The 26,378-nt window shown below is 45.9% G+C and carries 24 protein-coding genes; 8 read left to right on the top strand and 16 right to left on the bottom strand.

The annotated features are described in order from the left end of the window. Position 1 precedes the first annotated feature (1 nt). The 4 genes from C7Y71_RS10285 to C7Y71_RS10270 form a co-directional block, all read right to left on the bottom strand. Positions 2-610 (bottom strand): ExbD/TolR family protein, encoded by a 609-nt coding sequence (locus C7Y71_RS10285; protein ID WP_111897612.1) that lies wholly within the window; start codon positions 608-610, stop codon positions 2-4. A gap of 21 nt (positions 611-631) precedes the next feature. Continuing rightward, positions 632-1,552: a MotA/TolQ/ExbB proton channel family protein gene (locus C7Y71_RS10280; RefSeq protein WP_111897611.1), complete on the bottom strand. Its 921-nt coding sequence runs from the start codon at positions 1,550-1,552 to the stop codon at positions 632-634. 327 nt (positions 1,553-1,879) lie between these two features. Next, positions 1,880-2,854 (bottom strand): hypothetical protein, encoded by a 975-nt coding sequence (locus C7Y71_RS10275; protein WP_146739345.1) that lies wholly within the window; start codon positions 2,852-2,854, stop codon positions 1,880-1,882. A gap of 56 nt (positions 2,855-2,910) precedes the next feature. Continuing rightward, positions 2,911-3,684 (bottom strand): hypothetical protein, encoded by a 774-nt coding sequence (locus C7Y71_RS10270; RefSeq protein ID WP_111897609.1) that lies wholly within the window; start codon positions 3,682-3,684, stop codon positions 2,911-2,913. Between the two features lie 225 nt (positions 3,685-3,909). On the opposite strand from C7Y71_RS10270, the gene C7Y71_RS10265 reads away from it, so the two are divergent. The 5 genes from C7Y71_RS10265 to trmB are packed head-to-tail and all read left to right on the top strand — an operon-like array spanning position 3,910 to position 8,693. Beyond that, complete coding sequence (locus C7Y71_RS10265; RefSeq protein WP_111897701.1) at positions 3,910-4,929, top strand: branched-chain amino acid aminotransferase; 1,020 nt, start codon at positions 3,910-3,912, stop codon at positions 4,927-4,929. 33 nt (positions 4,930-4,962) lie between these two features. Then, the gene (locus C7Y71_RS10260) at positions 4,963-6,342 is read left to right on the top strand and encodes a S8 family serine peptidase (protein WP_226943445.1); all 1,380 of its coding nucleotides are present in this window, start codon (positions 4,963-4,965) and stop codon (positions 6,340-6,342) included. 4 nt (positions 6,343-6,346) lie between these two features. Beyond that, positions 6,347-7,726 (top strand): exodeoxyribonuclease VII large subunit, encoded by a 1,380-nt coding sequence (gene xseA / locus C7Y71_RS10255; RefSeq protein WP_111897608.1) that lies wholly within the window; start codon positions 6,347-6,349, stop codon positions 7,724-7,726. Between the two features lie 12 nt (positions 7,727-7,738). Further along, positions 7,739-7,933, top strand: coding sequence for an exodeoxyribonuclease VII small subunit (gene xseB / locus C7Y71_RS10250; protein ID WP_111897607.1), 195 nt, complete (start codon positions 7,739-7,741; stop codon positions 7,931-7,933). After that, positions 7,920-8,693: a tRNA (guanosine(46)-N7)-methyltransferase TrmB gene (trmB, locus tag C7Y71_RS10245; RefSeq protein WP_111897606.1), complete on the top strand. Its 774-nt coding sequence runs from the start codon at positions 7,920-7,922 to the stop codon at positions 8,691-8,693. The genes xseB and trmB overlap by 14 nt, the downstream gene beginning before the upstream one ends. 67 nt (positions 8,694-8,760) lie before the next feature. On the opposite strand, the gene porT is transcribed toward trmB, so the two are convergent. Next, positions 8,761-9,477, bottom strand: coding sequence for a type IX secretion/gliding motility protein PorT/SprT (gene porT, locus C7Y71_RS10240; RefSeq protein ID WP_111897605.1), 717 nt, complete (start codon positions 9,475-9,477; stop codon positions 8,761-8,763). A 256-nt stretch (positions 9,478-9,733) separates the two neighbouring features. Between porT and C7Y71_RS10235 the strand changes: the two genes are divergently transcribed. Next, on the top strand, positions 9,734-9,904 hold the full coding sequence (locus C7Y71_RS10235; RefSeq protein ID WP_111897604.1) for a DUF362 domain-containing protein: 171 nt from the start codon (positions 9,734-9,736) through the stop codon (positions 9,902-9,904). Between the two features lie 215 nt (positions 9,905-10,119). Here the strand turns inward: C7Y71_RS10235 and C7Y71_RS10230 are convergent, their stop codons facing one another. From C7Y71_RS10230 to C7Y71_RS10200, 7 genes are all read right to left on the bottom strand, one after another. Further along, entirely contained in the window at positions 10,120-10,920 is an 801-nt protein-coding gene (locus tag C7Y71_RS10230; protein ID WP_111897603.1) for a tyrosine-protein phosphatase, read from the bottom strand. A gap of 84 nt (positions 10,921-11,004) precedes the next feature. Further along, complete coding sequence (locus C7Y71_RS10225) at positions 11,005-11,313, bottom strand: STAS domain-containing protein (RefSeq protein ID WP_111897602.1); 309 nt, start codon at positions 11,311-11,313, stop codon at positions 11,005-11,007. Further along, positions 11,310-13,385 carry a SpoIIE family protein phosphatase gene (locus tag C7Y71_RS10220; RefSeq protein ID WP_193215909.1) on the bottom strand — a complete coding sequence of 692 codons (2,076 nt, stop codon included), beginning with the start codon at positions 13,383-13,385 and terminating at the stop codon, positions 11,310-11,312. The genes C7Y71_RS10225 and C7Y71_RS10220 overlap by 4 nt, the downstream gene beginning before the upstream one ends. A 347-nt stretch (positions 13,386-13,732) precedes the next feature. Beyond that, on the bottom strand, positions 13,733-14,926 hold the full coding sequence (locus C7Y71_RS10215; RefSeq protein WP_111897600.1) for an anti-sigma factor antagonist: 1,194 nt from the start codon (positions 14,924-14,926) through the stop codon (positions 13,733-13,735). A 28-nt stretch (positions 14,927-14,954) separates the two neighbouring features. Continuing rightward, positions 14,955-15,542 (bottom strand): xanthine phosphoribosyltransferase, encoded by a 588-nt coding sequence (gene xpt / locus C7Y71_RS10210; RefSeq protein ID WP_111897599.1) that lies wholly within the window; start codon positions 15,540-15,542, stop codon positions 14,955-14,957. A 697-nt stretch (positions 15,543-16,239) separates the two neighbouring features. Beyond that, positions 16,240-16,818 carry a hypothetical protein gene (locus C7Y71_RS10205; RefSeq protein WP_146739344.1) on the bottom strand — a complete coding sequence of 193 codons (579 nt, stop codon included), beginning with the start codon at positions 16,816-16,818 and terminating at the stop codon, positions 16,240-16,242. A gap of 12 nt (positions 16,819-16,830) precedes the next feature. After that, the gene (locus C7Y71_RS10200) at positions 16,831-18,198 is read right to left on the bottom strand and encodes a hypothetical protein (RefSeq protein ID WP_146739343.1); all 1,368 of its coding nucleotides are present in this window, start codon (positions 18,196-18,198) and stop codon (positions 16,831-16,833) included. A 126-nt stretch (positions 18,199-18,324) separates the two neighbouring features. Between C7Y71_RS10200 and C7Y71_RS10195 the strand changes: the two genes are divergently transcribed. Together C7Y71_RS10195 and C7Y71_RS10190 are read left to right on the top strand one after the other, a co-directional pair. Continuing rightward, the gene (locus tag C7Y71_RS10195; protein ID WP_111897595.1) at positions 18,325-19,644 is read left to right on the top strand and encodes a formylglycine-generating enzyme family protein; all 1,320 of its coding nucleotides are present in this window, start codon (positions 18,325-18,327) and stop codon (positions 19,642-19,644) included. Positions 19,645-19,656: 12 nt separating this feature from the next. Beyond that, positions 19,657-21,510, top strand: coding sequence for a bifunctional serine/threonine-protein kinase/formylglycine-generating enzyme family protein (locus C7Y71_RS10190; RefSeq protein ID WP_111897594.1), 1,854 nt, complete (start codon positions 19,657-19,659; stop codon positions 21,508-21,510). Between the two features lie 451 nt (positions 21,511-21,961). On the opposite strand, the gene C7Y71_RS10185 is transcribed toward C7Y71_RS10190, so the two are convergent. The 4 genes from C7Y71_RS10185 to C7Y71_RS10170 all read right to left on the bottom strand — a co-directional run bounded on the left by C7Y71_RS10185 (position 21,962) and on the right by C7Y71_RS10170 (position 26,368). Next, complete coding sequence (locus C7Y71_RS10185; protein ID WP_111897593.1) at positions 21,962-22,594, bottom strand: hypothetical protein; 633 nt, start codon at positions 22,592-22,594, stop codon at positions 21,962-21,964. 299 nt (positions 22,595-22,893) lie between these two features. Further along, positions 22,894-25,029 carry a fibronectin type III domain-containing protein gene (locus C7Y71_RS10180; RefSeq protein WP_146739342.1) on the bottom strand — a complete coding sequence of 712 codons (2,136 nt, stop codon included), beginning with the start codon at positions 25,027-25,029 and terminating at the stop codon, positions 22,894-22,896. A gap of 215 nt (positions 25,030-25,244) precedes the next feature. Continuing rightward, positions 25,245-25,811 (bottom strand): T9SS type A sorting domain-containing protein, encoded by a 567-nt coding sequence (locus tag C7Y71_RS10175; protein ID WP_111897591.1) that lies wholly within the window; start codon positions 25,809-25,811, stop codon positions 25,245-25,247. Next, a complete protein-coding gene (locus tag C7Y71_RS10170; protein ID WP_146739341.1) occupies positions 25,808-26,368 on the bottom strand; it encodes a hypothetical protein in 561 nt (186 codons plus the stop codon). Before C7Y71_RS10170 ends, C7Y71_RS10175 begins: the two co-directional genes overlap by 4 nt. Positions 26,369-26,378: the final 10 nt, after the last annotated feature.

Below are 26,378 nucleotides of genomic sequence, written 5' to 3'. Positions count from 1 at the left end.
CTTATTCTTCGTTTTTGAGTGCAGTAATCAAATTATACTTATTCTCGTGAATGGCTCGTAATGAAGCCATTACCTTCTTAATGACAGCGTATGAAGTGTTTTTATCAGCCTTAATGGCGATACGCATATCATCGCCACAACCTTTACGTGCAGCCTCTACCCATACACGAAGTTCATCACTCGATGTAGTGTCGCAGGGAATGCCCGCCTTGGGATCATCCGTCAATGTCTTGTTACGCACTTGAGGGTCTTGCTTGAGCCAGGACTTCACAGCGCCGATGGGCGTACCGAACATAGGCACCTGTACAAAATCTTTCATTTCTGCAGGGGTCAGGTTCAGTTTGTTGCTCATATTATCGGCCATAGCCTGCATGTGTGCAGGTGAATCCAGATTCATAAAAACCTTGCCATTCTTCTCTACGAAGATGGTGAGCAGGTTGCTCTCGGGAATTTTGATTTCAGACACAGAGCCGGGGGCTACGACCTTTACCGGTTCTTCCTTGACGAATGTTGCAGTAAGCATAAAGAAGGTAAGCAGCAGGACCATGACGTCGCTCATCGGCGTCATGTCGATGAACGTGTCTTGTTTATTGATTTTAAATCGTCCCATGTCTTATTTACCTTTTTATGATTAGTGGGTTGCGTTGAAAGTTTCTACAATTGAGAAGCCTACTTCGTCGAGGCTGAAAGTCAAACGGTCAATCTTATTTGTGTAGTAGTTGTAAGCGATTGTAGCAACAGCACCAGTTGCAATACCGGAAGCCGTATTTACAAGAGCCTCGGAAATACCGGTAGCAAGTGCAGCTGAGTCAGCACCACCTTCACCAGCGTTCATAGCGCCGAATGAACGGATCATACCGAGCACCGTACCGAGAAGACCGGTAAGTGTACCGAGAGATACGATAGTACCGATGATAGGCATGTTTTCCTGAAGCATAGGCATTTCGAGAGCAGTAGCCTCTTCAAGTTCCTGACGGATAGCAAGAAGTTTCTGCTCCTTGGTCAGACGCTCGTTGCTGTCCATTTCTGCATATTTCTTCAGAGTAGCGCCTACTACTGCTGCAACAGAACCCTTCTGAGCATCGCAAACTTTCTTTGCACCTTCGAGGTCGTGCTTTGTGAGCGCGCTCTTGATTTTAGCAACGAACTTAGCCAGGCTTTCTTTACCATAAGCAGTGCGAAGCGCAAAGAAACGCTCAATAGCAAGGGCGATTACAGTGAGGAGAAGTGTCCAGATGATAGGCACAACGAAACCACCTTTGTAAACCGTACCCATAAGGTTCGCAGGACTGAGTTCTACGTCACCGCTTGTCAAGAAAGAGAACGGAGCACCTGCAGATTCGCCACCCTGGAAGTTGCCAATGGCACCGAAAATAAACAGGTAGATACATACAGCAAGAACAGCGCATGCGCAGATTACAGACAAACCGGATTTGATGCCGGTAAAGCCTTTGCTTTCCTTCTTTACAGGAGCGGCTTTGGGAGCCTTAGGCGCTGCCTTTGCAGGGGCCTTAGGTGCACTCTGAGGTGCATTCGTGTTTTTTGTTTCCATTTTTTTGTTTTTTGTTGTTAAATGTTTAGTTTTGATTATTGATTTTATTTGAATTTTATATTTAGTACAACGAAAAGTAAGTTCTATGCTGCAGATACTTTGTATAGTCCAACAAAAATACAATCAACTGAAAATTAACGTTTTCTATGATGTTTGATTATTATAGAGCACTTTCGTAAATACACTTTATTCGGCAAAGGTAAACAGAGAATATGAAATGTAAAAATAAAATTGAAGAAAAATTTGCGGACCTTAAGATAATACAGCATAAAAATACAAAAAAAAGGGAACTTTTATGCTCCCTTTCTATTGTCAGTCATGGTTTCATTAATTCGCCCATTCCATAACGAATTCAACCTTTACGTTGTAAGGTTCCGCCACATTTCCCATAACTTTACTCTTAAACGCAAGGCGCAAGCAATTACTTTCAATCTTTGCCGTAACGCCAAGTTCGCCACGCAGGTATTCATTGCAAAGGTTTACATTGGGCCATTCGATTGAAACATTTCCGTTATTTGCTATACTTAGCAAATCACCTACATCTACAAGCCCGTTACCGTATGCCACAGTTATCTTTCCTGTGCGTGAAAGAGTGATGTGGTCAATTTTTGTGCAACGGTCTCCGAGGTGTTGCTTCATTTGTACATTTTTCAGTTTCTGTTGGCCATCAATATCGGTTGCGATAACATTCAGGTCGCGGGCATCATTAAACTTGAAATTCTTGGAATAGCCATCACTTCCAAGATCACCACCCGTAACTTCGATATTGGTCTGAATAATGTTCCAATCGCGGCAAAGGTTATCAACAAGCGTTGTAGAAGTAAGCACACCGGAAGTGAGTACGGAAAGCATAAGTTCTTGCTGTGCCATCGGACCTACGCTGAATGTAATAGCATTTTTATTTATATCGAGCGTACCATACATATCGAGTGTGAAAACACCATTCGCCGTTTGGGTTATCTTGCAAGTGTGAGCATAAACATCTGTTTCATCTGCATTTTTAAGATACTTACGGGCCTTATCCGAAGGAGCAGAATTTCCCAAAATATCTCCGCCTTTAGAAAGAACGAGAGCATAACCATCACCAAGTACATATATACGCACATCTTCAATTTCAGCAGGAAGTTTGCTCTTGTCTGTAATTCCGTAATATTTATCAGAAAGGTCGGAATTCTTGGGTTTGGTAAGAGGTTTTCCGACATAGCCAGTTTCTGAACCGCCACTGACATCGTCATCGCCACCACAACTTGTAATTGCAAATGGAAGGGCCATTAAGGCCATAAGAATAAACAACTTTTTCATTGAAATAATTTTTTTAAGTGAATTGATTTGAAGTATTTGTTTAAATAGTCGAAATTTTAGAAGATTTTGCCATTCAGACGTATATTGATTACTGGCCATGCAAAAATGCGGTTTGCGATTCTTATAGCATCTCGGCAGTCTGCGGCACTACTGTTTTTATCAATATCCTGATAACGGACTTCCTTCATGCCGCCATGTAGGATATCATCATTATAGGCGTAAACTTTCGGCTTTCCCCAAAGTTGCATGCCCAAATCGCATGTAATGGCAAAACGATGCTTTTTAGGCACAGCACGTCCAAACCCAATTCCAACGTATGGACGGAAACTGTTTGCACGGACACGTACATTAGCGATTCCGGCTTGATTGGCACCAAAGGGTTGACCGCCAATAAGTATTGCGCCTCCATGTTTTAGTAATGGATCGGTCGTGGTATTCTTACCTTTTACTACATTTTCGTTAGCGAGGAAGAAACCTGTTGTAAAATGGAAAGCACTATGCTTAGAGGGATAAATGTCAAAGAGCCACTTAAACGTGGTGTTGTGAAGAACGCCTTTTGCTTTTACAGTGTTTTCCAACTCCATTCCGTCTCCAAGTGTATTTGAAGTATAAATATGCACGTCGTCGCTATACGAAAATTTAGGCATAATTCCAACTCCAACACGTGTTTGCACGTAGTGTCCTATAGGTGTAGCCGCCTCGATACCAATACCATCTGTACCGAGTGAAACACCGAGAGACACATGATTGAATAGTTCTTTGTCTTGCTTTTGAGCACATACTGGCAGCATTACAATAAGTCCAAGGATCAAAAAAATAGTTTTTTTCATGGTTTCTTATATTAAGTGATTATATATACAAACACTATATTAAATCACTGCAAAAATAAGCATAAAAAAACAAATAAACAAAAACAAATTACTTATTTTTGAAGTGCGAGCATCACATTTTTGCAATATTGCTTCGCCTTATATTAAAAAAACACCGTAAAAGAGAATTCTTCAATAAAAATAGCGTAAATTTGCGACCAAATTGAATAAACGAAAAATATGGAAATGGATTCATTTGATTGGGGCAATTTGCCTTTCGGTTACATCAAAACAAACTACAACGTACGTTGCTATTGGCGCAACGGAGAATGGGGAGAAATAGAAGTTTCCTCTTCTGAAATCATCAACATACACATGGCGGCGACATGTCTTCACTACGGCCAAGAAGCGTTCGAAGGACAGAAGGCTTTTCGCTGCCCCGACGGAAAAATTCGCATCTTCCGCATCGAAGAGAACGCAGCACGCCTGCAAAGCACGAGCCGAGGCATCTTGATGCCGGAAGTACCCACGGAACTTTTCGTGGAAATGACAAAGAAAGTCATCAAACTCAACGAGGAATTCATACCGCCTTACGAAAGCGGAGCATCGCTCTACATACGCCCGCTGCTCCTCGGCACTGGAGAACAGGTTGGGGTACATCCTGCCGACGAATACCTCTTCCTCATTTTCGTCACACCTGTAGGACCTTACTTCAAAGGCGGATTTGCCACGAACGATTATGCCATTGTCAGGAATTTTGACCGCGCTGCACCGCTCGGCACAGGCATATACAAGGTGGGAGGCAACTATGCAGCATCGCTCCTTGCCAACAAGTTAGCCCACGATGCCGGATATGCCAGTGAGTTCTACCTCGATGCAAAGGAGAAGAAATACATCGACGAATGTGGCGCAGCCAACTTCTTCGGCATCAAGAACAACACATACGTCACACCTGAGTCCACTTCCATCCTGCCATCGATTACCAACATGAGCATGCAGCAACTTGCCATCGACCTTGGCATGAAGGTGGAACGCCGACAGATTCCGGAAGACGAACTCGAGACCTTCGAGGAGGCAGGAGCAGTAGGCACTGCTGCAGTAATCAGTCCTATCGGCAAGATTGTCGATCTGCAGAGCGGAAAAGAATATGTCATCTCGAAGGACGGCAAACCAGGTCCCATCAGCGAAAAACTTTACAACAAGTTCCGCAACATACAGTACGGCATAGAGCCCGACATTCATGGGTGGAACACCGTAATAGATTGACACTGCACCTCAAAAAAAAAAACAAACACCGACATGAAGAAAAGACTCATCGCCATGGCAGTTGCCATGATTGCCACAACAGGTTTCGCACAGATTTTCACCTCGACCACACAGCCTGAAAAGACTTATAAATACCGTGTATATCTGCACGACAAAGCAGACTGCGGGTATAGTGTGGAAAACCCTGAGGCTTTCCTCTCTCAGAAAGCCATCGAACGACGCAAAAAGTTCAACCTTGCCGTTGATGAGCACGACCTGCCTGTAAGCGCCAACTACATTGCCGCTATTCAAAAGACAGGCGCAAGGGTTTGCAACGTCAGCAAATGGAACAACACCGCCGTTGTCGAAGTAAAGAAAGAAAAGACAATGGACAAGGTGAGCCGCCTGGCATTCGTTGACTCAGTGAAATTGGTTTATTCCTCACCAAAGAGTCTCACGCTGCCTTCTGTACGCGACAACGTAACCGACAGAACGGAGAAGAGAGAAGACTTCTATGGCGCCGGCAAACGACAGATAGAACTGATAAATGGTCAGAAACTCCACGAAGCAGGCTTCAAGGGCGAAGGCATGACCATCGCCGTCATCGACGGCGGGTTCCATAATGCAGACAAGATAGCAGGGCTCGCCTCTGTAAACATTCTGGGCACAAAGAATTTCGTGCGCCCTGACATGGACACCTACCTTGACGGTTCGCATGGCATGATGGTGCTCTCATGTATAGGTGCCAACGTGCCTAACGTGCTTGTCGGAACAGCCCCAGGCGCTTCGTTCTATCTCCTGCAAAGCGAAGACGGCGCAACGGAGTTTCCCGTAGAGGAGGACAACTGGTGCGCAGCAGTGGAATTTGCAGACAGCCTTGGTGTTGACGTTATAACGAGTTCACTTGGATACAATACTTTCGACGACGTTTCGCTCAACCATACCCATGCCACACTTGATGGTGTCACAGCCATCAACAGCCGCTCTGCATCGTTGGCTGCAAGTCGTGGTTTAATGGTACTTAACAGTGCCGGCAACAGCGGAAACAAACCTTGGAGAAAAATAGGCACTCCTGCCGATGGCAAAGACATGCTGGCCGTAGGTGCTGTGCGTGCTGACGGCTATGCCACCAGTTTCACTTCTCAAGGCTTTGCTGCCGACGGCAGAGTAAAACCTGACGCGATGGCGATGGGGCAATCGTGCCGTGCATTCGACACTGATGGCAGCATCACTCACGTAGATGGCACATCCTTCTCATGTCCCATACTTTGCGGAGCAGTAACCTGCCTGATGCAGGCATTCCCCGACAAACGCCCTGAACTGATTATCGATGCCATACACCGCGCAGGAGACCGATACGACAATCCTGATGAAATTTATGGGTATGGCATACCCGACATGTGGAAGGCATACGAAATACTGAAAAACCAATAATGGTGTGGAGCATCTGTCGCTGACCGAGTTCAATGCGCTCATAAGAGAGACCATTGCGCTACAGTTCCGGCATTCCTATTGGATTACTGCCGAACTGAGTGATGTACACGTGGCTGCAAACGGCCATTGCTACATGACACTCATCGAGAAGGCAGAAAAGTCGAACCAGATAGTGGCACGAGCCAATGCTCACATCTGGAAGTCGCTATACCCCATGCTCTCACTCCTTTTTAGGAATGGTACGGGCATGGAACTGGAGTCGGGCCTGAAGATTCTTGCGGAAGTACAGATTGATTTCCACGACATTTACGGGCTGTCGCTAAACATCGTAGGCATCGACCCGACCTACACACTCGGCGACCAGGCACGGCAGCGGCAGGAGATACTCGACCAACTGGAGAAGGACGGCGTAATCGACCTGAACAAGGAACTACCCCTACCCCGCCCGCTCAACCGCATAGCAGTGATTTCGAGCAACGGGGCAGCAGGCTACGGCGACTTTTTGAGACAGATACAGGAATCCGGGCTTCACTTCCGCGTCAGGCTCTTCGAGGCCGTGATGCAGGGCAATCAGGTAGAGCCGAGCATCATCGCAGCACTCGAGGAAATAGCAAAAGAAACAGACTGCTGGGATGCGGTGGCAATAATACGCGGCGGAGGAAGCACTTCCGACCTCATGGGCTTCGAGTCCTATCTGCTTGCGGCAAACGTGGCGCAATTCCCACTACCCATTCTGACAGGCATTGGCCATGAGCGGGACGACACCGTTATCGACTTCGTGGCTAACACACGCCTGAAGACGCCTACGGCTGTGGCAGCCTTCCTCATAGAGCGACAGCAGAGAGAATGCGACCTTGTAGATGACCTCGGGCAACGCCTTCTCGAAGGTGTTTCATCGCTCATCGACAACGACAGGCAATGGCTAAAAAACACCTCACTACGTCTGCAGACAGCAGCCATTGACGTCATAAGGCGAGAAGAACGAAGATTTCATGCGTGCGAGCAAAGCCTGCAGATGGCATCAGCAACGTTCTCGCGGCAAAGGCTCACGCAACTGCAGCAATTCACCACACGCCTGCACACCGCAACCCTACGACAGTTGCAAAACGCACGCATTAGCATGGAAATCCTGCCTCAACGCATACGTCATGCCGCCAACGACCTGTTCAAGGACCAGCAAAATGCCATCACCCGAGCAGAGAATTCATTAAAAATCCTTGACCCGCAAAACACACTGAAACGCGGGTTCAGCATAACGACACACAACGGAAAAGCCCTGCACAGCACCGATACATTAAAACCCGGCGACCGCATCACCACACGGCTCGAACATGGCTACATTGAGAGCGAAGTGGAGAGCATCTCACATAAAAAGAAACCCTGAAATAATAATTATATGGAAAAACAAACCTACACAGAAGCCATTGAGCGCGTGGAGGAAATCGTCAGCGAACTCGAGAGCGGACAACTCGACATCGACGACGTCAGCACACGCCTTAAAGAAGCACAACAACTGCTGAAATTCTGCAAAACACGCCTTAACAAGGTGGAAAACGACGTAAAAAAGATTCTCGAAGATGGGGAAGGGTAAACTGGCAAAGTTTGCCGATATGGCAAACTACCCACACGTCGTGGAAGTGCCGTTCCCCGAAGAAGGCTCAGACTTCCATCTGCGCGGCAAGTGGGGCACTGATTTCTTCAGGAACCACCACCCCATCGTGCTTGAACTGGGATGCGGACGGGGTGAATATACCGTAGGGCTCGGGAGGCTATTTCCCAGCAAGAATTTCATCGGCATAGATATCAAAGGAGCCCGAATGTGGACCGGCGCCACGGAGTCTCTTAAAGCCAACATGACCAACGTAGGCTTTCTCAGGACGCACATCGAGTTCATCGACCATTTCTTTGAGGCAGATGAAGTCAGCGAACTATGGCTCACCTTCAGCGACCCGCAGATGAAGAAGGCTACGAAGCGCCTCACATCCTCATACTTTCTCGAACGCTACCGACGCTTCCTTACCGACAATGGCACAATCCACGTAAAGACCGACAGCAATTTCCTTTTCACTTATACCAAATTATTGGTTGAAAAGAATAATTTGCCCGTAGATTTTTGTACCGAAGACCTATACAACACACTCTCCCATACGAAAGATGCCGAAATGCAACGCATTCTCGGCATACAGACTTACTATGAACAACAATGGATATCAAGAGGACTTAGCATTAAATATATCAAGTTTCACTTACCCCAAAAAGGCGTTCTTGTGGAACCTGACGTAGAGATTCCTCTTGACGAATACCGCAGTTATAACCGAAACAAAAGGTCAGGGTTAAGTGTGAGTAAATAAAGTTGAAAGCGCTTGATAGAATTCAAAAATAGCGATAGAAATAACGAAAATATTTTTCGCTTCGGTTTTACTCGAAATAGAGCGTCAGCGTTACCATATTGGTAGTGGCTTTATTCACGGCATTAGTATAGATAATGTCGCTGCTCTCCATCAGGTCGTCGCGCTTCTTGTCAAGAACATTACCGAGACCGAAACTGAATTTCAGTTCAGGTATGAGTTTGAAGAAAGGCAGGTAGAAATCGCAGCCAAGTCCCACTTCCACCATTGGGTTGAAAGCATTCGTGCGGAGCAGGGTGTGCTTACCTGTGGTAAGGTCGTAAGCCATGTTCACACCCCCTACCACATATGGGCGGTAATTGTTCCAGCGCGGTGCAGTTACCTTTAGGTGGACAGGAACAGAAATATAGGTTGACTTCATATCCTGCGACTGTTTCTCGCCCGTACTCTGGTCAAAAAACTCAAAATGTTTCGAACCGAAATATAGCGTAGGAACGACGCGCAGCGCCAGGTTTTCATGCAATTTCAGTTCGCCCAACACACCCACATGGAACCCAAAGTTGGCATGGTCGTTCTTCACCGTCCACTGTTTGCCCGTAGCAGGATCTATAGCACCCGCATTCTCCAATGAAAGCCCCTGGTCGTGCATACCGATAAAGAAGCCATAGTGCAGCCGGCGCTGGTCTATGTAAGGCTTATTCTGCAACTTGCGCTCCTGTGCAAACGTAGTCCCTGCCCCGATAAGCATCAGAAGCATGAGGACAAAAACCTTTCTTATATGTGTCATTCTTTCAGTCATACTTTTAATAATGCAAAACATCTTACGACACATTGCACTGCAAAATTATATTTTTCTTTCGAGAAAAGAACATTTCTTTTCATCTGCCTCATTATAAATAACTCGCTCTAAAGCGTTTTATTACTCAAAAAACACTCAACGTGCAAAAAAAATATTCACAAATCCTTTGTATTTTGAAAAAAGTACCTACTTTTGCCTTACGAACAAATAAGACAACACATTAACAATTTAATCTATCACTATTATGGCTTATGTAATCACTGACAGCTGCGTAGCATGCGGCACATGTATCGACGAATGCCCCGCTGGAGCAATCTCTGAAGGCGACATCTACTCAATCGACCCCGATGTATGTGTTGACTGCGGCACATGCGCTGACGTTTGCCCATCAGGAGCAATCATTCCAGGCGAATAACAACAAACACAAAAAAAACGAGAGGATATGCCAAGTACGACATATCCTCTTATTTTTATAGACCTAATAGTACTGAATCGCTCCGCTGAATCCTATCCGTAAAAACCTGTTGACCAACCTACTTTATCTGCTGATCCCAAATAAATAAGGTTACTTTCCTGTTCTATAATTCTACATTTGGTTTACGAAGGATATACAAGGTCGAAGTCGGGAAATCAATGAAGATAGCGCTTTCGGAGTGTCCGTATGTCTTTCTGTGTAATCATGAGTTGGTTCCGGAGGTACTCATTCATTGAGCCGTATTCCTGGTCGATAAGGTTGAGGGTACGCTTGAAGTTATTTGTACTTACCCCCATAAATGCTCTTATGACTTCCTTCTCTCTATCACCTCCACCTCGTTCTTCCACGTCTTTGCATAGCCTTGCGACAAGACCGGTATAGGCTGCATTGGAGAGGTCAAAATCTCTGATGATGTCATCGCGACTGACACCTAATGCTGACAACAGGAATGCAGCACCCCATCCGGTACGGTCTTTACCTTGAAAGCAATGCCACAACACACCTCCGTCCGGCGTTTCGATGATAAGGCGCATGAAGGTGGCATATTGAAGTTGTGAGTATTCGCTACGAATGAGAGAGGGATACATATCTGCCGCCATCTGTTGCACTTCGGGATAAAATGAGTAGTTGACAATGTGGCTTTCAAGATCGAGGAACGCCTCTTCGGGTATAGCCTTTCCAGTACGTTTTTCCTCGCTCATATCGATGGTTGGCAACAGGTGGTGCACGGAGCCCGGTATGTCTCGGTCAGGCATATATTTGGCTTCGTCTAATGACCGGAAGTCGAAAATGCGTCTTATGTGGTACTCATTGCACAGACGCTGCACGTCGTCATCGGAGGCGTCGTGCAAGTGGGCTGTACGCATCAGGCAACCGTAGCGCACTTGTCGTCCGCCGGTAGCATTTAGCCCGCCAAGATCGCGGGCATTTACGATATTTTCAAAATCTATATTCAATTGATTATAGGTAAGCGTATTTTATTGTCTCATAAGGAACGTTTTATGGCACTTGTTTTTGCCATGTAGCCACTGAAACAGAAATTATTGGGGCACATCTATATCGAACAGACTTATTAAACCTGTGATATTGAAGATTTGCAGGATATCTTTGCTCAAATTGCAAATTTGCAACTTGCCGCCTTTCGCGGCGACTTCCTTGCGTAGAGCGAGCAGAAGGCGCAATCCGGATGAAGAGATATACTCCAGTTCGCCACAATCAAGAACTAAGTGTCGGTCTGCATATTGACTGAGGCTTTGGAAATCGGGTGTAACTTCTACTGCTGCCATTGTGTCTAAGCGACCTTGCAACTTTACGCAGATAGGTTCGTCGTTGATAATAAATACTTTCATTGGTTTATCAGGTCGTTGTCGTTTGGGTATTTCTGAATCTTTTTTATGAGCGTCAAGATATTGTTATTATCCTTGCGCTCATATTTTATTACGTCCATAATCTGTCGCACGAGGTGTATGCCGAGTCCGCCTATAGGCCGTTCTTCAACAGACAACGAAATATCTGGCTGGGCCTGCGCTGTCGGGTCGAATGGTTTGCCGGAGTCGGTAATGGTAAATACCACCATGTCGGGAGATTTATCTGCCTCAACGAGAACCTGTCCGCTTTCGTTCTCAGGATAGGCATAAAGCATCACATTGCTCACCGCCTCTTCTATCGCAAGATTTATGGTCATATTCATATCTTGCGGCAATTCGAGTGAGTCCACCCATTCAGCAAGAGTTGGGATTTGTTCAATATCGTTTCGCATGACGAGAGAGTGGTGAGACGTTGGCGGGGGACTTAAAAAGCGAAATGTAAACATCGTCAGGTCATCGCTCTGTATAGCATCGCCCACGAAGTCAGATACGGCTTCCTGCATAGCGGCAATACTTTCAGCAGCAGATATTTGTGTATCCCACTGCCTGATGGTTTGCAACATTCTTTGCTCGCCGAAGAGTTCATGCTGTTCATTCTCTGCCTCCGTCAGCCCGTCGGTATATAAAAACAGGGAGTCTCCTACTGCCATCTGCATGGCCTGCTCCTGGTAATCAAATCCTGCCAATATACCAAGCGGGATATTGGCGATGCAATCGACCATTGCGTATTGACCATTAGCCGTTTTACTTTGACTGTTCGTTATTTGCACAGGTGCATTATGTCCTGCATTGCAGTAGCGAAGGTTCCCGGAGTTGAGGTCAAGTACCCCTATAAAGAGTGTTACAAACATGTTTTGATTGTCCGGATCTTCGGAAAGGCTGCCGTTCATCTGCGAAACGATTTGCGCCGGGCTGTCTATATTCTTGGTAAAACTGCGGAAGAGTGAGCGTGTTACTGCCATTACCAATGCAGCCGGCACGCCTTTTCCACTCACATCGCCGATACAGAAGAACAATTTGTTATCGCGGATTAGGAAATCGAACAGGTCTCCGCCAATTTCCTTGGCAGGAACCACAACGCCATAGCCAGTCAGATTAGGATTGTTTTCGAATGGCGGAAAACGTGTCGGCAGCATAGCCATCTGAATGTTGCGTGCGATGTTGAGTTCGCTCTCTATGCGCTCCTGCTGATTGCTCAGGTCAACTATTTTGGCGATATTCTTAGTAGAACGATAAAGAATAAACAGCAACAGAGCCAAACCAAGCAGCATCAGACCGCTTAGGATCAGACTGACGCGTTTCAGTTCTGCATAAATCACATCGTCAGGAATGATAATTGAGATATTCCATCCAGTGGCGTCAATTTCCTCATGGAAGATTTCATAATCGCGTCCTGCAACGGTGTCAGGACTGGCTACGATATCCACGCCCTTTGAAGAACGTATGGAGTAGTAACTGCCTTGGTATATCTGCAGATATTCGGAAAGTTTCTGCAGATAGTCGAGCGACAGGTCCACGCACACAACTGCCACCACTTTACCATTCTTACGAACCGGGTACGAACAACTGACCACCCATGTCTGCGACCCTGAGTCGTCAAGATATGGTTCAGTCCACCAGCAGGAATCTTTCTCCAATCCGTTCTTGTACCACTCCATCTGCGTATAGTCGTGAGCAGCACTACCTATCTGCCGGGTGTGTATGCTGTCATCCGAGATGCGACTGCTACATGCTTCAAAATATGTGCCTTGACTCGGGAAGTAGCCAGGCACGTAGGCTACAGCCAAACTACTCGTACTATTTACCGCTGCGACCATGGATCGTGTGGATGCGAAGATGGAATCCGGCATGTCCACATATTTTTCAGCCATCATTGCCAAGGTCTTGGCTACCGTTTCCATCTCAATGGTGTGCATTTCTATTTCCAGTTCAGCACGGCAAAGTTCTGTCTTGGCACGCCGCTCTGCTTCTTTACGGATGGCTGATCTGCTATAAAAATACTGAAAGCATGCTATGCCCTCCAGCACTACGGCAGCCACAATCAGTATCCACATACTGGCGCGGTTTTTACTTGATACTATTTTTTTCTGTGTTTTCTGCATTATCTGACTTTATCTCACCTTAATCAAGTTTCGCAAGTTCCACTTACTTCAAGTTAACGAAGTTAGCGTTTCGCTCGAAGTTAACGACGGTACTAATGCTGATGTTATCTTCTATTTTTTTCTTCTTTTGTTATTTATCGTTCCAAGGTATCGTCGATAACTTCGTTAACTTCATTAACTTCGTTAACTTCGAGCTAAGCGATAACTTCTTCTATTTCTTCAACTTCGCAAACTCCGAGCGTAGCGATAACTTCAGAAAGTTGAATCGCCTTACTTATCGTTATTTATAGAACGCCCCTTTAGATTTGCCAATCTCCGAAAGTCTTGCATACATCGAGAATATAATCGCGTCGGGAAGCAACGCGTTCCTCGAAAACGTCCTTACATTCATTTACCACCTCTTCGGGGAACGAATCACTCAGAGCGAGCCAACTGAAGTTTCTGACGCACGAAACCACTTCAATTTGCCGTTTGCGTTGTTCCACCACATCTGCGGGCAGGCCTTCAAGGTAATATCCGATGGCACGATTCCAGAGTTCCACACCCAAAGCCTTGGGCATGCCGATAATCTTCTCGTAGTCTCCAACCAACGTTACCATAGCCGAATAAGCGTGTCCGAGGTCGAGCAACGGATGACCATATCCTACTTCGCCCATATCGATTAACATTAGTTCTCCATTCTGAACCATTGCATTCTTGGTCTGCAAGTCGAGATGCAGCAAACTGCGACCATTGGGAATCGCATCGAGTATCTGCATCAGCAGGTCGATACTTTCCTGCGGGAAGTAGCGACGAATATGCATCACTTGCTTCCGTTCGTTCTCCATGGCGCATGGCACACTGCTGGAGGCAGGAACGTCAATCTGATGAAGTTGCCGGAAGAGTTCCGCATACCTACGGGCAAACTCGTCTATGCGCTCCGGTTCGCGCTTGATGCAAGCACTTAAGGTGTCTGCATCCAATAACTCATATACCAAGCCATACTGACCGCCCACTTTCACCACATCAAACGATATGGCAGTTGGCATACCCATGACGAAAGCCTCCTTCGACATGTTAATCTCGCCACGCACTTCTTCTATCGTCGTGCCCTCACGGAATACCTTAATAATCGTGTCGTCGTCCAAACGATAGACAGTACCCACACCGCCAATACCAATAATTTCACATCCATCAACGCTGAGGTTGCGAAGTGCACGCTCTACATTCATGATTTTTGTGAATCCTGTCATATTTAGCACATCATACACTGCCGGTTGTACACTGATGATACGAAAATCCTTGTACTGTTTTGTCAGTGTCAGGAGAATGCGTAGTCCGGAACTGGATATATATTCCAAACCCTCCGCATCCACCACGAGGCTTTCTATGCTATTCTGTTTTGCCAGCAATGGTTGCAACTCGGCATTTAATTCTTGCGCAGCCACAGTGTCAAGCCTGCCAACGAGTGTCAGCGTAACCTTTCCGCCATTGTTTGTCAGTTGAGTAATCATATTGTTGGATTATATTGAGAATTTAGATTTAGAAGTGAATATCATCAGCAAGTTCGATAGTGTTGTCCTCGTTAATACGGGTGATGGTGGCAAGAGCATGATAGTTGATATTGTGGTCGCGTAAGAACTGGCCGCCCTGTGCAAATCCTTTCTCTACCAAAAAACCCATCCCCACGATTTTCGCACCCGACTGACGGCATAAATGGATAACACTGCCTGAGGCATGTCCGTCCGCAAGGAAATCGTCAATGAAAAGTATGCGATCCTTGTCCGTCAGGAAACGGCGGTCGATGCAGACAGTGGTCTCGTCGCCTCTCGTAAACGACCATACCCACGACTTCCACGATTCATCTACAGTTTTTGGTGTTTTCTTCTTGATGAAAACGACAGGCAGGTTCATAAGATAGCCGGTCATAATGGCTGGTGCAATGCCCGAAGCCTCAATGGTAACGATTTTGTTGATACCTTGGTCTTGAAACAGACGGGCAAACTCCTCTCCACAATGCATCATCAACTGCGGATCAAGTTGATGATTGATAAAGGAACTCACCAAAACTATACCGCCTTCAGACTTGGCACGTCCTTCTTTCATTATTCGCTGTCTCAGTTCATCCATTTTTGTTCTATGTCGTGATTACAGATATCATTTGCAAAAGTATAAAAAATAATTGGTGTCCTGTAAAAAAAGAGAAATAAGTCTCATGGATTGATGCGAGTTTTAGAACGTGAAGGACGCGTAATTCGTTTTCCTAAAAGGTTACTATGAAATCCGATAGTTTTTAAGAAAATTCTCGGAAATCCACGGAGACCCATGCAGAATAAATCTGCCGGCATCCTACGAGTAAGCTCCATCGGAGCGTTACAGCATAGGCAGGGGTGAAATGAACGGAGCGAAGCGGAGTGAATAAAACCCCTGTTATGTTCAGACCCATCATACAGAGCTCCGGCGGAGCGATACAGAAATGTGCAAAATGTGGTAATATTTTCTGTGCCGCCCATACTGGGCTCATGATATTCTTCTGCATATAACAGGGGTTTCAGTCGCTTCGCTCCTTCCACCCCTGCCTATGCTGTTGCGTCCCGCTGGGACCGCCATATTTGTAACGTTCGTACACGCTTGTCCAGGTAAAAATTCATGGGCATTCATGGAAATTCATGTAGAAAATCCACCGCGCAGCCATCCGTGCAATCGCCAAGCGAAGCAATGGCAAAAATCCATTCCAGAGCGACAATATCCGTTAAATTAGTGTCCTTCGCGTTCCAAAAAAAAACCGCGCCTTTCGCGTTCAAAAAAACATTATTTCAGGAAGTCATCATTCCTTGACAATCACCTCCGGTTCCTTCCCGTCATAGAGATTTCGGGGCATGATGATTTCCGGGTTGCAGCCTTTGGCGACGATGATTGTGGTGAGTGCGCGGCAGTCGCTCAGATCAAGCACTTTCAAGGCCTTATTTCCCGACACATCGAGTGTGTCCGCCTTCGAAGAACCAGCGTGCAGCCATTCCAGATTGGGGAAATGCTTCAGGTCGTCGTATCGGCTGATAATGCATATAAACGACTTAAAACTCATAAGGCTCAGCCCCTCCACCTGCATGGCTTCTCTGACAGAGATCTCTCCGTCGCGGTTCGTGTCAATTTGCTTGTTCCGAACGCAGAAGCGCTTTATGCCGCCATCCCGGAAAGTGATAAGCGAATCGGGCAGCACTCTCGTTTTTTGCGGATCAGTCCACGACGGGTTACTGCCAGGCACGGGCGCCACCTGCGGAACGTCGATGATGGTGTCCGTCGGTATTTCCACTTTCTGCAGGATAGGATTGCTCACCTGCGCCTTTATAGGCAGCATAGCCAGCAATAATGCAGACAGGAGAATAAGTTGCTTCGCCTTCTTCATTTCATGCGGTTTTTATCTGTTTGCCCATGCTGCATGGGCTTCTTCTGCGGAGTTGTATAAGCCTCCTACTCGTTTGAAGCCTCGTCCCACAACTGCAAAATGGTGATTTTTTGTCTCAATAATATAGTACGATCCATTGTTGTTAAAGGCTTTTACATCAACGAAGTACTCATTCCAATCGCCATCGGGTACCTTGAACGGTTCCCCGTACCAATTACAGAGTTTGTATAAGTTATCTGAATTGACCACTATGGCATCGTCATAAAAGTTGAGTTGATTACCAAGTACTATTGTTTTTCCTTCTTCGTTTTTCAGGAAATAAATATCTCTTATCCCCTGTCCTCTACTATCGTCAGGTTCTTCCAAAACCAAACACTTTCCGTCCACTTTGTATGCAGGAAATGAGATATTATAGCCCATTGCGATTACTTCACCCGTCTTTGTTGATATAACCTCTATATAATAGCCCCTGCCATTATCATCATATTCTTTGACGATGAACGCACCCTCACTACGCAAGCCAACAGTGCGCAGACGTGATTTCTTTAAGTTCCCTCGATGGTCACGTCCTTCATTCTCATGCTTCTGTAAGAAATGTTTTGCAGGGACATACTTACCATTAGGTCCTTTCACAAAGATGTGATATACCTTGCTCACCACACCATCCACTTCGATGATAGCACCTAACACAACAGCATTGCCAGCCGTATGCGTATAATCTTCGGTATTATAATGTAGAGGTATGCCATCATAAGAATGTCTGGAATTATAGGCTTCTACCGCCTCCATATCCACTTCGCCCCATTCGTGTCTGCCTTCGAGGCTCTGAGGATTGTTATAGAGAACACTCTCCTCGTTTATGCTGGAGAATTGCGGCAAGCGCTGCGCTATGGGGCAAGCCAATGGCGGCTCGGGCTTCGGATGGTTCTGCTGAGCAGGTTGTTCGGGACGCGGCATGTAGTCCTTCAGACTATGGCTTTGGTTCTGTCCTGGCTTTGATTTGTAATTCTGACATGTAGGCTTGTGATACCAAGGATTGACAGCAAAGTCTCTAATGGCATCATTCACACTATAGGCTTTAACTGTTGCACCACATAAATTACACTTATAATCTAACAAATGTCGTTCAACAGGCTTTGGAGTGGTAGTTGTTGATGGTTTGGATGGTGTAGATGGCTTGGAAGGTGTGGACGGTGTGCTACTGGTCGAAGAATTATCGTCGTCGTCATCCTCCGCTGATCCACCGTATGGACAACCTCTACTATGGGGACGACCATCACTTGCACCGCAACCTGCACACGAAGCATGTGGCACAGGGAATTGTGCAAAAGAAACACCTGCTATAAACGATAGCACGAAAACTATAATCGATTTTCTCATGGCATACGTTTTTTAAAGTTCTACGCTTTCATGCCGTAAAAATAGCACTTTTAACACTTACTGCAAAATATCATGCTTTTATTCAACATTTTTTTGCAATTTTGCAAATATAGTTGAATTTCGACATTGACTCTAAACTCTCCACGCTCAACATCATACTGCCCGCTTGCAAAAGGCACAGTGCTCGCAGGGCACTACCGCATTGTGCGCCATATAGGCCACGACGGGCAGTGCATCGTGTATATCGCCACCGATACGAAGTTTCAAGATGCAGCGCGCGAGTTGATTATTAAGGAGTTCTTCATCCCCGGACTGAACACGCGCAACAGACAAACCGGAGAAATCGTTCTGAAAGATTCTGCCGCTGCAACGGAAATCGAGCATAGGCGCAAACGCTTCCACGAAGCGGCAGAACAATTATCCCGTGCAAAGAAACCGCATGAAACAAGAGCCACGGATTTCTTTCATGAGCATGGCACAGACTACATCGTCATCTACGACACGGACCTGTCCCAAAGCATAGGAAGGAGAAAGTTCGGGAAGCGCAGCATCATAACTCTGGCAGCCCTCCTTGCGACATTCGCGATAGGTGCATTATGTCTCTGGCAGGCACTCCGCACACCTGCCGAAACCGCCGACATCCCCACCACCCCCTCTCCTGCCCCGATAGCAGGTCCCACAATCGCCGTAAATCAACAGAAACTCGTCATACCCCTTGCAAACAATATAGAACATACGCTCATACCCGTTATTGGCAGCGCGTTCGTCATGGGCGCAACGCTTGAGCAACAGGCAGATACCTATGCCGAAGTAAAGCCCGTACATTCCGTCACTTTGGATGATTTCTTCATCGGGCAGTGTGAGGTAACGCAGCGAGAGTGGGAAGCAATAATGGGCAACAATCCTTCTATCCATAAAGGCACCAACCATCCCGTAGAAAACATCACATGGGAAGATGCGCAGACTTTCCTAAAACTACTAAACGACCGACGCAGCAATATGCCGCTCGGAAAATACGCAGGATGGGAGTTCCGCCTACCCACAGAGGCAGAATGGGAATATGCCGCACGTGGAGGTAACCAAGCAGAAAATCTGCGCTACAGTGGGAGCAATGATTTCAGGAAAGTGGCTTGGCTGGCGGACAACAGCAGGAATAGTACACATCGGGTTAAGACACTCACGCCCAACAAACTCGGTATATACGACATGAGCGGCAATGTCAGAGAAATGTGCATGGATTTCTACGATGTGACATATTACCATCGCAGCCCAACTCTCAATCCGTGCAACACGACACAGACCCATTACAGAGTCATACGGGGCAGTTGCTACAACCTGTCGGCAAACGTATCCTCGCTTTGCATGCGACATGCTTGCTATCCGAATGTTCCCGCATCTGATTTAGGTTTTCGCATCGTTCTTGCGCCAAAAGTACAGACGCAATAAAGGCAATTTTTCATGACACAATTCCTCCCATCAGGCACTATCCTCGCATCTCGGTACAGATTGCTGCAACACCTTGGTAGCGGAGGTTTCGCGAACACTTATCTTGCTACAGACAGCCACTTCCCGGATGGTAGCAGGCTTGTGGCTGTTAAGGAGTTCTACTTGAAACATATCAACCATCGCGAACAAAAAACAGGCGACATCCTGACAACCTATAAATCGCAAACACCTTCATTCGACCACCTGCGCAACCGCTTCTTCAACGAAGCAATGCGAATGCACGAGTTGCACCATCCGGGCATTGTCAGCGTGACAGACGTATTCGAGGAGGGTGGCACAGCCTATTTCGTGATGGACTACCTCGCGAAGGGCACACTCTACACACACGCTTGCAAACTCACCGAACGGCAGGCTACAGACTACACAAGGCAAGTGCTCAACGCCCTGACGGTCCTCCATCGTGCCAACATCTGTCATCTTGACATAAAACCCACAAACATCCTTCTCGATGATGATGAAAACGCCGTACTGACAGACTTCGGCGCAAGCATACTCCTTGATGCTGATTTCACAACCGGAGAAAACGAACTGCTCTTCTCTCCAGGCTACGCACCAATAGAACAACTATGCCGCGACACCAAAAACATCGGTCCTTGGACAGACATATATGCCGTAGGTGCCACACTCCATTTTCTACTGACAGGAAAAATACCACCATTACCGACCACGCCCCACGCCATCAGCAACGACTTGCATATCGACGGAGCAGATCAGGGAGTGAAAGATTTTATCCGTACATGCTTGGCACGCGACTTCAGGCAGCGTCCTCAAAGTGCCCAGGAAGCAATCGAATTGTTAGACAAGGCGCAGCCCTCCGACAGCATCCTCGCCACAGCAACCACCGACGAACCCGACGAAGAAGCGCCCTCAGGATTTATCTTCACGGAGAGCGCCCCTACTACGGACGAAACGACTAACGAAACACCCACAACCAAGAAAAACACCTTCAGATACGGAGCATTCATAGACGCTCTCTTCGTCCTGATTATAGCAGGAGCGGCATACCTGATATTCTCACAGCGAAACTACCCCATTCAGGAAGCCTCGCCCAGCCAAAGCGTACCGCTGACCGTCATGCTCCCCGACAGCGTGCCGCTCCACCTTACACAGGTGGAAGGCGGTACATTCACCATGGGTGCAACAGCCGAACAGATTCTACATTTCGAATACGACGAACTCCCCACGCGACCCGTCTGTCTCGATGACTACTACATCGGACGCACCGAAGTTACACAGCAGCAATGGGAAGCCATAATGGGCTATAACCCATCAAAATTTCCTTCACCTGAAAATCCCGTGGAAAATGTCTCACGGCAAGACTGTCTCCTCTTCATCGAAAGGCTCAATGCCCTGCGCCATGACCTGCTCCCCCCGACGCTCGCCACCTGCCGCTTCCGCCTGCCCACAGAAGCAGAATGGGAATATGCCGCACGCGGCGGACGCCATGCGCACGGATTTCTGCATAGCGGCTCCAACCGCGTGGACGACGTGGCATGGTATAAAGAGAACAGCCATAGTGGAATGAAACACCGGACACACCCTGTCGCCAAAAAGCAGCCCAACGAACTCGGCTTATACGACATGAGCGGCAACGTATGGGAGCATTGTCAGGACATCTACCAGAACAGTTACGACAGCCTCGCCACAAACAACCCCACAGGACCGACCGAAGGAAGCACATACGCAGCACGCGGCGGCAGTTTCTCCGACGATGCCCGGGGCCAGCGAATCACCGACCGAAACTGGTTCCTGCCCAGCACAAGAGTACCACGCCTCGGACTACGACTCGTGCTGGCAGTGCAATAATCTTGGAATAGTGAAAAAGTCGGTTAACGAGGCTATTGTTTTATATTGGTGTCCGGTAAACGGGCTGAAAGCCCCAAAAGCTCATAGCCCAGGGCAACGTCCTGGGTGAATATGATCATAAGCATTGGCGCGCTGTAAGCGCAAAAGCATATATAGACAAAAAGTGTTGGCGTAAATGTTTGATTCACAATACTTTTGAAAGTGTATCAAAAAAAATTAAAGAAGTCACCTAAAGGCGAGAAATCTTGCAAATTTAGGAAAATATTGCTTCAACTTGACTACGCTAGCCAACAGAGCGAGCAGTCACAACCTATTTCAGGACAAGACACATAGTTTAATAAATTAGAAATTCCAAAGAAATGCAAGTATTCATCAAAAACTCCCACTCAACCCTTGGTCTGTGGAAGTTTATATTTACATAGCAAACGCTCTCTAAAACTATTTAATATATTCATACTATTTCGTCATTCAACAACATCTCAACATCAATAACGCTATTTGGACAAGAACCACGAACGGCTGCTTCCCATAAGCCTTCATTGCATAAACCATACCCATTTATTGTTCCAATTATGTCAGACAGGGTCCAACTGTAAAATCCAAAGACTGTACAAGGACCAATAATGTTTATTTTCCTTTTCATATCAACATACAAATTGCATAAACGCATAAAGCCTGAAACTTCATCAGTAATATATATATTTAAATTGGCTTTACTCAGCTCAGCAAGCTGATGCTTTGCATCATCGATGCCATCCCGATCTCCTGAGTTACTTGCGTCAGCCAAATTTATGCAACAATCGTTTATTGCTGCAAAGAGCTCACTTGCAAGTGAATAAATTGAACACAAACGAATGTAATTGAGAAGTCTCATCTGTGCATCTTTTCCCTTTAGTTCTTCGTACTTTTGCGGCAAAAGATTCTTACTTTTTTTTATTTGCTCTATGATTTCTGTCTGCATATGAGCCAATGTTTGCACATATTTTTTCGCCATGTCCCATTCTTCAGGAAAGTCGTATTCTACGATTTCTTTCCGTGTCAGTGGATGTTGATATCTTTTCAAATGTTTACCTATTACCAGCATCTTCTTTTTACGATTATCCTTTACATCGCGAGGTTTTACTAATTAACAATTTGAATATTTCTTCACTAAATTTAACGTTAGTTCGGCATAAGCAATACTTAGTTATATTTTGTAACTATTTTGTTTTACGAATAAACTCCAGCGGAGCAATACAAAAAGCGTTCTTTATTTGTTACTCATTCTCCTGACGCGCTCCCTTTTGCGGGGCGCGGGCTAAAGCCCTGTATTGCGCCCCTTGGGAAGGGAGAGCGCCAAGAAAATGGTTGGGTGGGTTTTGCACCTTGGGGAAGGATGCACTGTCAGTTCTTGGGGCGCACAGGGCGAACCGGGAATCCAACATAGCGGGGGTTGCCGCCAGGGCCGCACCAGGCGCCGTAGGAACTGAAGTACAGTTCGCGTGCTTCCCACGGGCGGCCAGTTGCTTCTCCGCTATCAGAGACATCACATCCGAGCGAACTCGACCAGTAGTACCCGTCCGAACCTGCGTTGTTGAGCAAAGTGCCGGCGCGGTCGCCCGCAGCGGGAAGGAATAAGTCATTGCCGTTAGCACCTGTGAAGCGCATACCTGCTACACCTGTGCCGTTGTAATTATCTACCCACTGAGTACTTGTATTATCCAAAAGTTCTTTAATATCTGCCTTCGTAGGCATACGCCATTCACCGCCCCAGTTGGCGCAGGCGGCATCATCGGCAAGATCGAGTGTTATCTTTCTGTCCGTAAAGCTATTCGCGCCATAAGATAGAAAAGGGTTATACTTCGTGAGCCATCTCTCTCCGCTGCCCCACTTGTAGGTACTCCAAGAGTAATCTGCCTTAGGTTTAGTTTCACCCCAGGCGAAATAGTCGCCGTATTCTTCGGGCTTGCTTGCGCCTACATTGCACGTAGCCCACAGCAGACCGCTGGGCAAGCCTAAATCAATATATTCAAGGCCATAATAAATACTTTCGCTTAATATACTTTTTCCACCTAAGTATATTGCACTTACTTTATAGCAACAAGCCTGCAACGGACTTTCATCTGTCCATGAGTTTCCTTTTACATTATCTGCCACTAATGTGTAATTTCCATTTAAGCCACTACTGCGATATACTCGATAACTCTGCGCATAATTTACGGCATCCCAAGAAAGATTCACAACATTCTTGTTTTCATCAAACACTGCTTTGAAATTCTGAGGACCAGACAACTTCCAACGTTCTGCATTGTCAGCAACGCCGCTAAGGAAAGAGCTGGCAGATTGCCGTATCTGCCAGAAATCTTCGTCCGTCAGGGAACTGGAGCAGTCGATAATGAGAAGAATGGCAGTACCGGTATGTGAGACATTCTCCTGAGAACTGGTTGTGCCGGAAAATTCTGAGTTATATTGCCACGATGTAGAAGAAGGATATTTATAGTAATGTGCTACAGAAGAAGTAGGAATAAGTGAGGTTCCCGTTTCCCGATGCATGCCTGTAAATGTATAAGTCAAAAAGATGCCATCTTGGGTGCCTTGTATGGTCTTACCGGACACGGCTTTAATACCATGATAGACAACATCATGGAGACAACGGTCCTGGAGATTGAACGTGCCTTCTATGTAAAGCTGACTGTTTTCTGCCGCCTGATTGTCAAAGACAAAGCGCATTCGTGTCCCGCTTTCAACACCGGGAACCTTGAAAGTCATAGACTGACGCGTGCTGACATTTTGAATCTGTTTCTCTATATCGTAAAACTTAGAACCGATTTCATTGATACTGTTCACTTCAAAAGCATTTGCGTCCGAAGAAGCCAGGCCTCTGAGATTTTGTCTGAACAGCTCTACATTGCTGACATCAGAGCCGCGCAAACCAACAGAATAGAATTGAGGAGACAAGCCCGATACTTTTGTTTGTGCCATACGATTGCGGAGCGCATTAAGGTATTCCACTGAAGAACCATACTTGTCAGTCAGCATCAATGAACCTTGGTCCAAACCATCAGTAAAAGTAATGACATGTACACTCTCCAGAGGTGTTACAATGTTGTTGGCATTATCGTGCAATATGTTCAAGGCTTTGTCAAATGCATAGTACAATATCGTACCATTTTTTTGAGTCAAATCGTATTTAATGAAGTTTTCATATTCATCTGCTGTAGAGGGAGCGAGAATATCCAAGTCCTTTATTTTGAGTTCACTGTTGAATGCTACGACTCCCGCGTATGACAGTGGCGGTTTTCCATTATTGGTTACAGTGATGCTGTCTATCCCTGCAGCGTTGTAATTCAGGAAAATTTTACCGTCATACCAAAAATTGACGATATGCGGTTCGGTTTCTGTAATGCTTATGCTGTCTATCTCTTCAGTGGACAGTTGCTTGATTACCACATCATCCTGATAAAGCTTGATGTATCGTTGCCCGAAGCATTGCAAGCCCACAAACAGTGAAAGAACAAGTAAAGAATATATCTTTTTCATATATATCTTTTTCATGATATCTATTTATTAGTTGTTATTCAAGTTTCGCAAGTATTTGTTTATATGTCAAGAATAATAAGAATACGAGAATTTATTTTCCCATTCAAACCCTCCTTTAATTAATTCTGATTAAGATAGTTTGTTTTGAGAATAAATTCTTTAATTCTCTAATTCTTGATAACTTGATAAATAATCATTTGCGAAAGTTTACGTTATTACTTTAAGATTTTCTTGATGGTCTCACCATGCAGTCCCCTGGCTCTTACCACATATACTCCCTTTCCTACATTTTTCAGGGATATGCGGTAAAGCTGACGCTTGCTGTTGTCTGCTGATACCTGCTGCCCTTGAGAGTTATAGACGATGACACCATCCATATAGGCATCGCTCTTCACTGTCAGTACATCATTGTTTTTGTTGTAACCGATGCTGACAAGGCTGTCGTCAACAGGAATAGTCCCGACGCCTGTCGGCCTGATGCTATTCCTGTCCCTGAAAGAAATGATGTTTAGCTTGGCAAACGGATATTCCGTAGGCAAATCGGTGTTCCAGACACGTACGCCTTTCTCGCTGAACGTAATTTTTCTGATATCGTCCAGCTGATATAAGGCGGCTTCCGTGCTGTTCTTCGTATATACATGCATCATGCTGCCGTCATCTGTGCTTTGTGCATGACATGCAGCCGATGCTGCCGTAAAGAAGGCTGCCACCAGCAAAGCTTTGCTCATCGCCCCAAGCATTCCCGAATGAGGCAGATGGAATAATAAATTTTTTGGTTTCATATTATTTGACCTTTCTTAATAAAGTTATCTATAATTGTATGCATCTCGTGAAGTTTTGATATGTTTCTCTTTTTGTGCAACCAAACTTGATTGTCATACTCCATGATGCTTTTCTCACTATAAGCGTGCAAAACCTTGAAGGCACCATACGCATCGCCTGATGGTCTGCAAGCGGTGACACAAACTATAGGCTTATCAGCCTTCTTAATAGATTCAATGTCACTTGAGGTCATCTTATCAATGCCACTACTTGTCACGCGATATACAATTACTCCATGCTTTATAGAGGCATCAAATACTTGTGTATTTTTCTTACATATACTCCAAGTATCTCCACCAGAACAAATAACGATGATGGCTCCTTCATAATCAATTACAAAACGATTGTCAATATAACTCCCATTCCTTTTCTTGAAAGACGAAAGAGCTTTTGCTAATCCTGGGCTAATGCTACCACCGCATACCAAAGCAATCAGTAGATTGTACAACTCAAGTGTCTTGCCTTGGTTTGCTGCGCCATATAGGACCATTAACATTCTATTATTAGAACTTTTCATAATTTAAAAT

It is taken from the genome of Pseudoprevotella muciniphila (assembly GCF_003265305.2).
Classification (GTDB): Bacteria; Bacteroidota; Bacteroidia; order Bacteroidales; family Bacteroidaceae; genus Alloprevotella; species Alloprevotella muciniphila.
The sequence above is the reverse complement of the archived record's forward strand: the minus strand, read 5'-3'. Positions and strand labels throughout refer to the sequence as shown.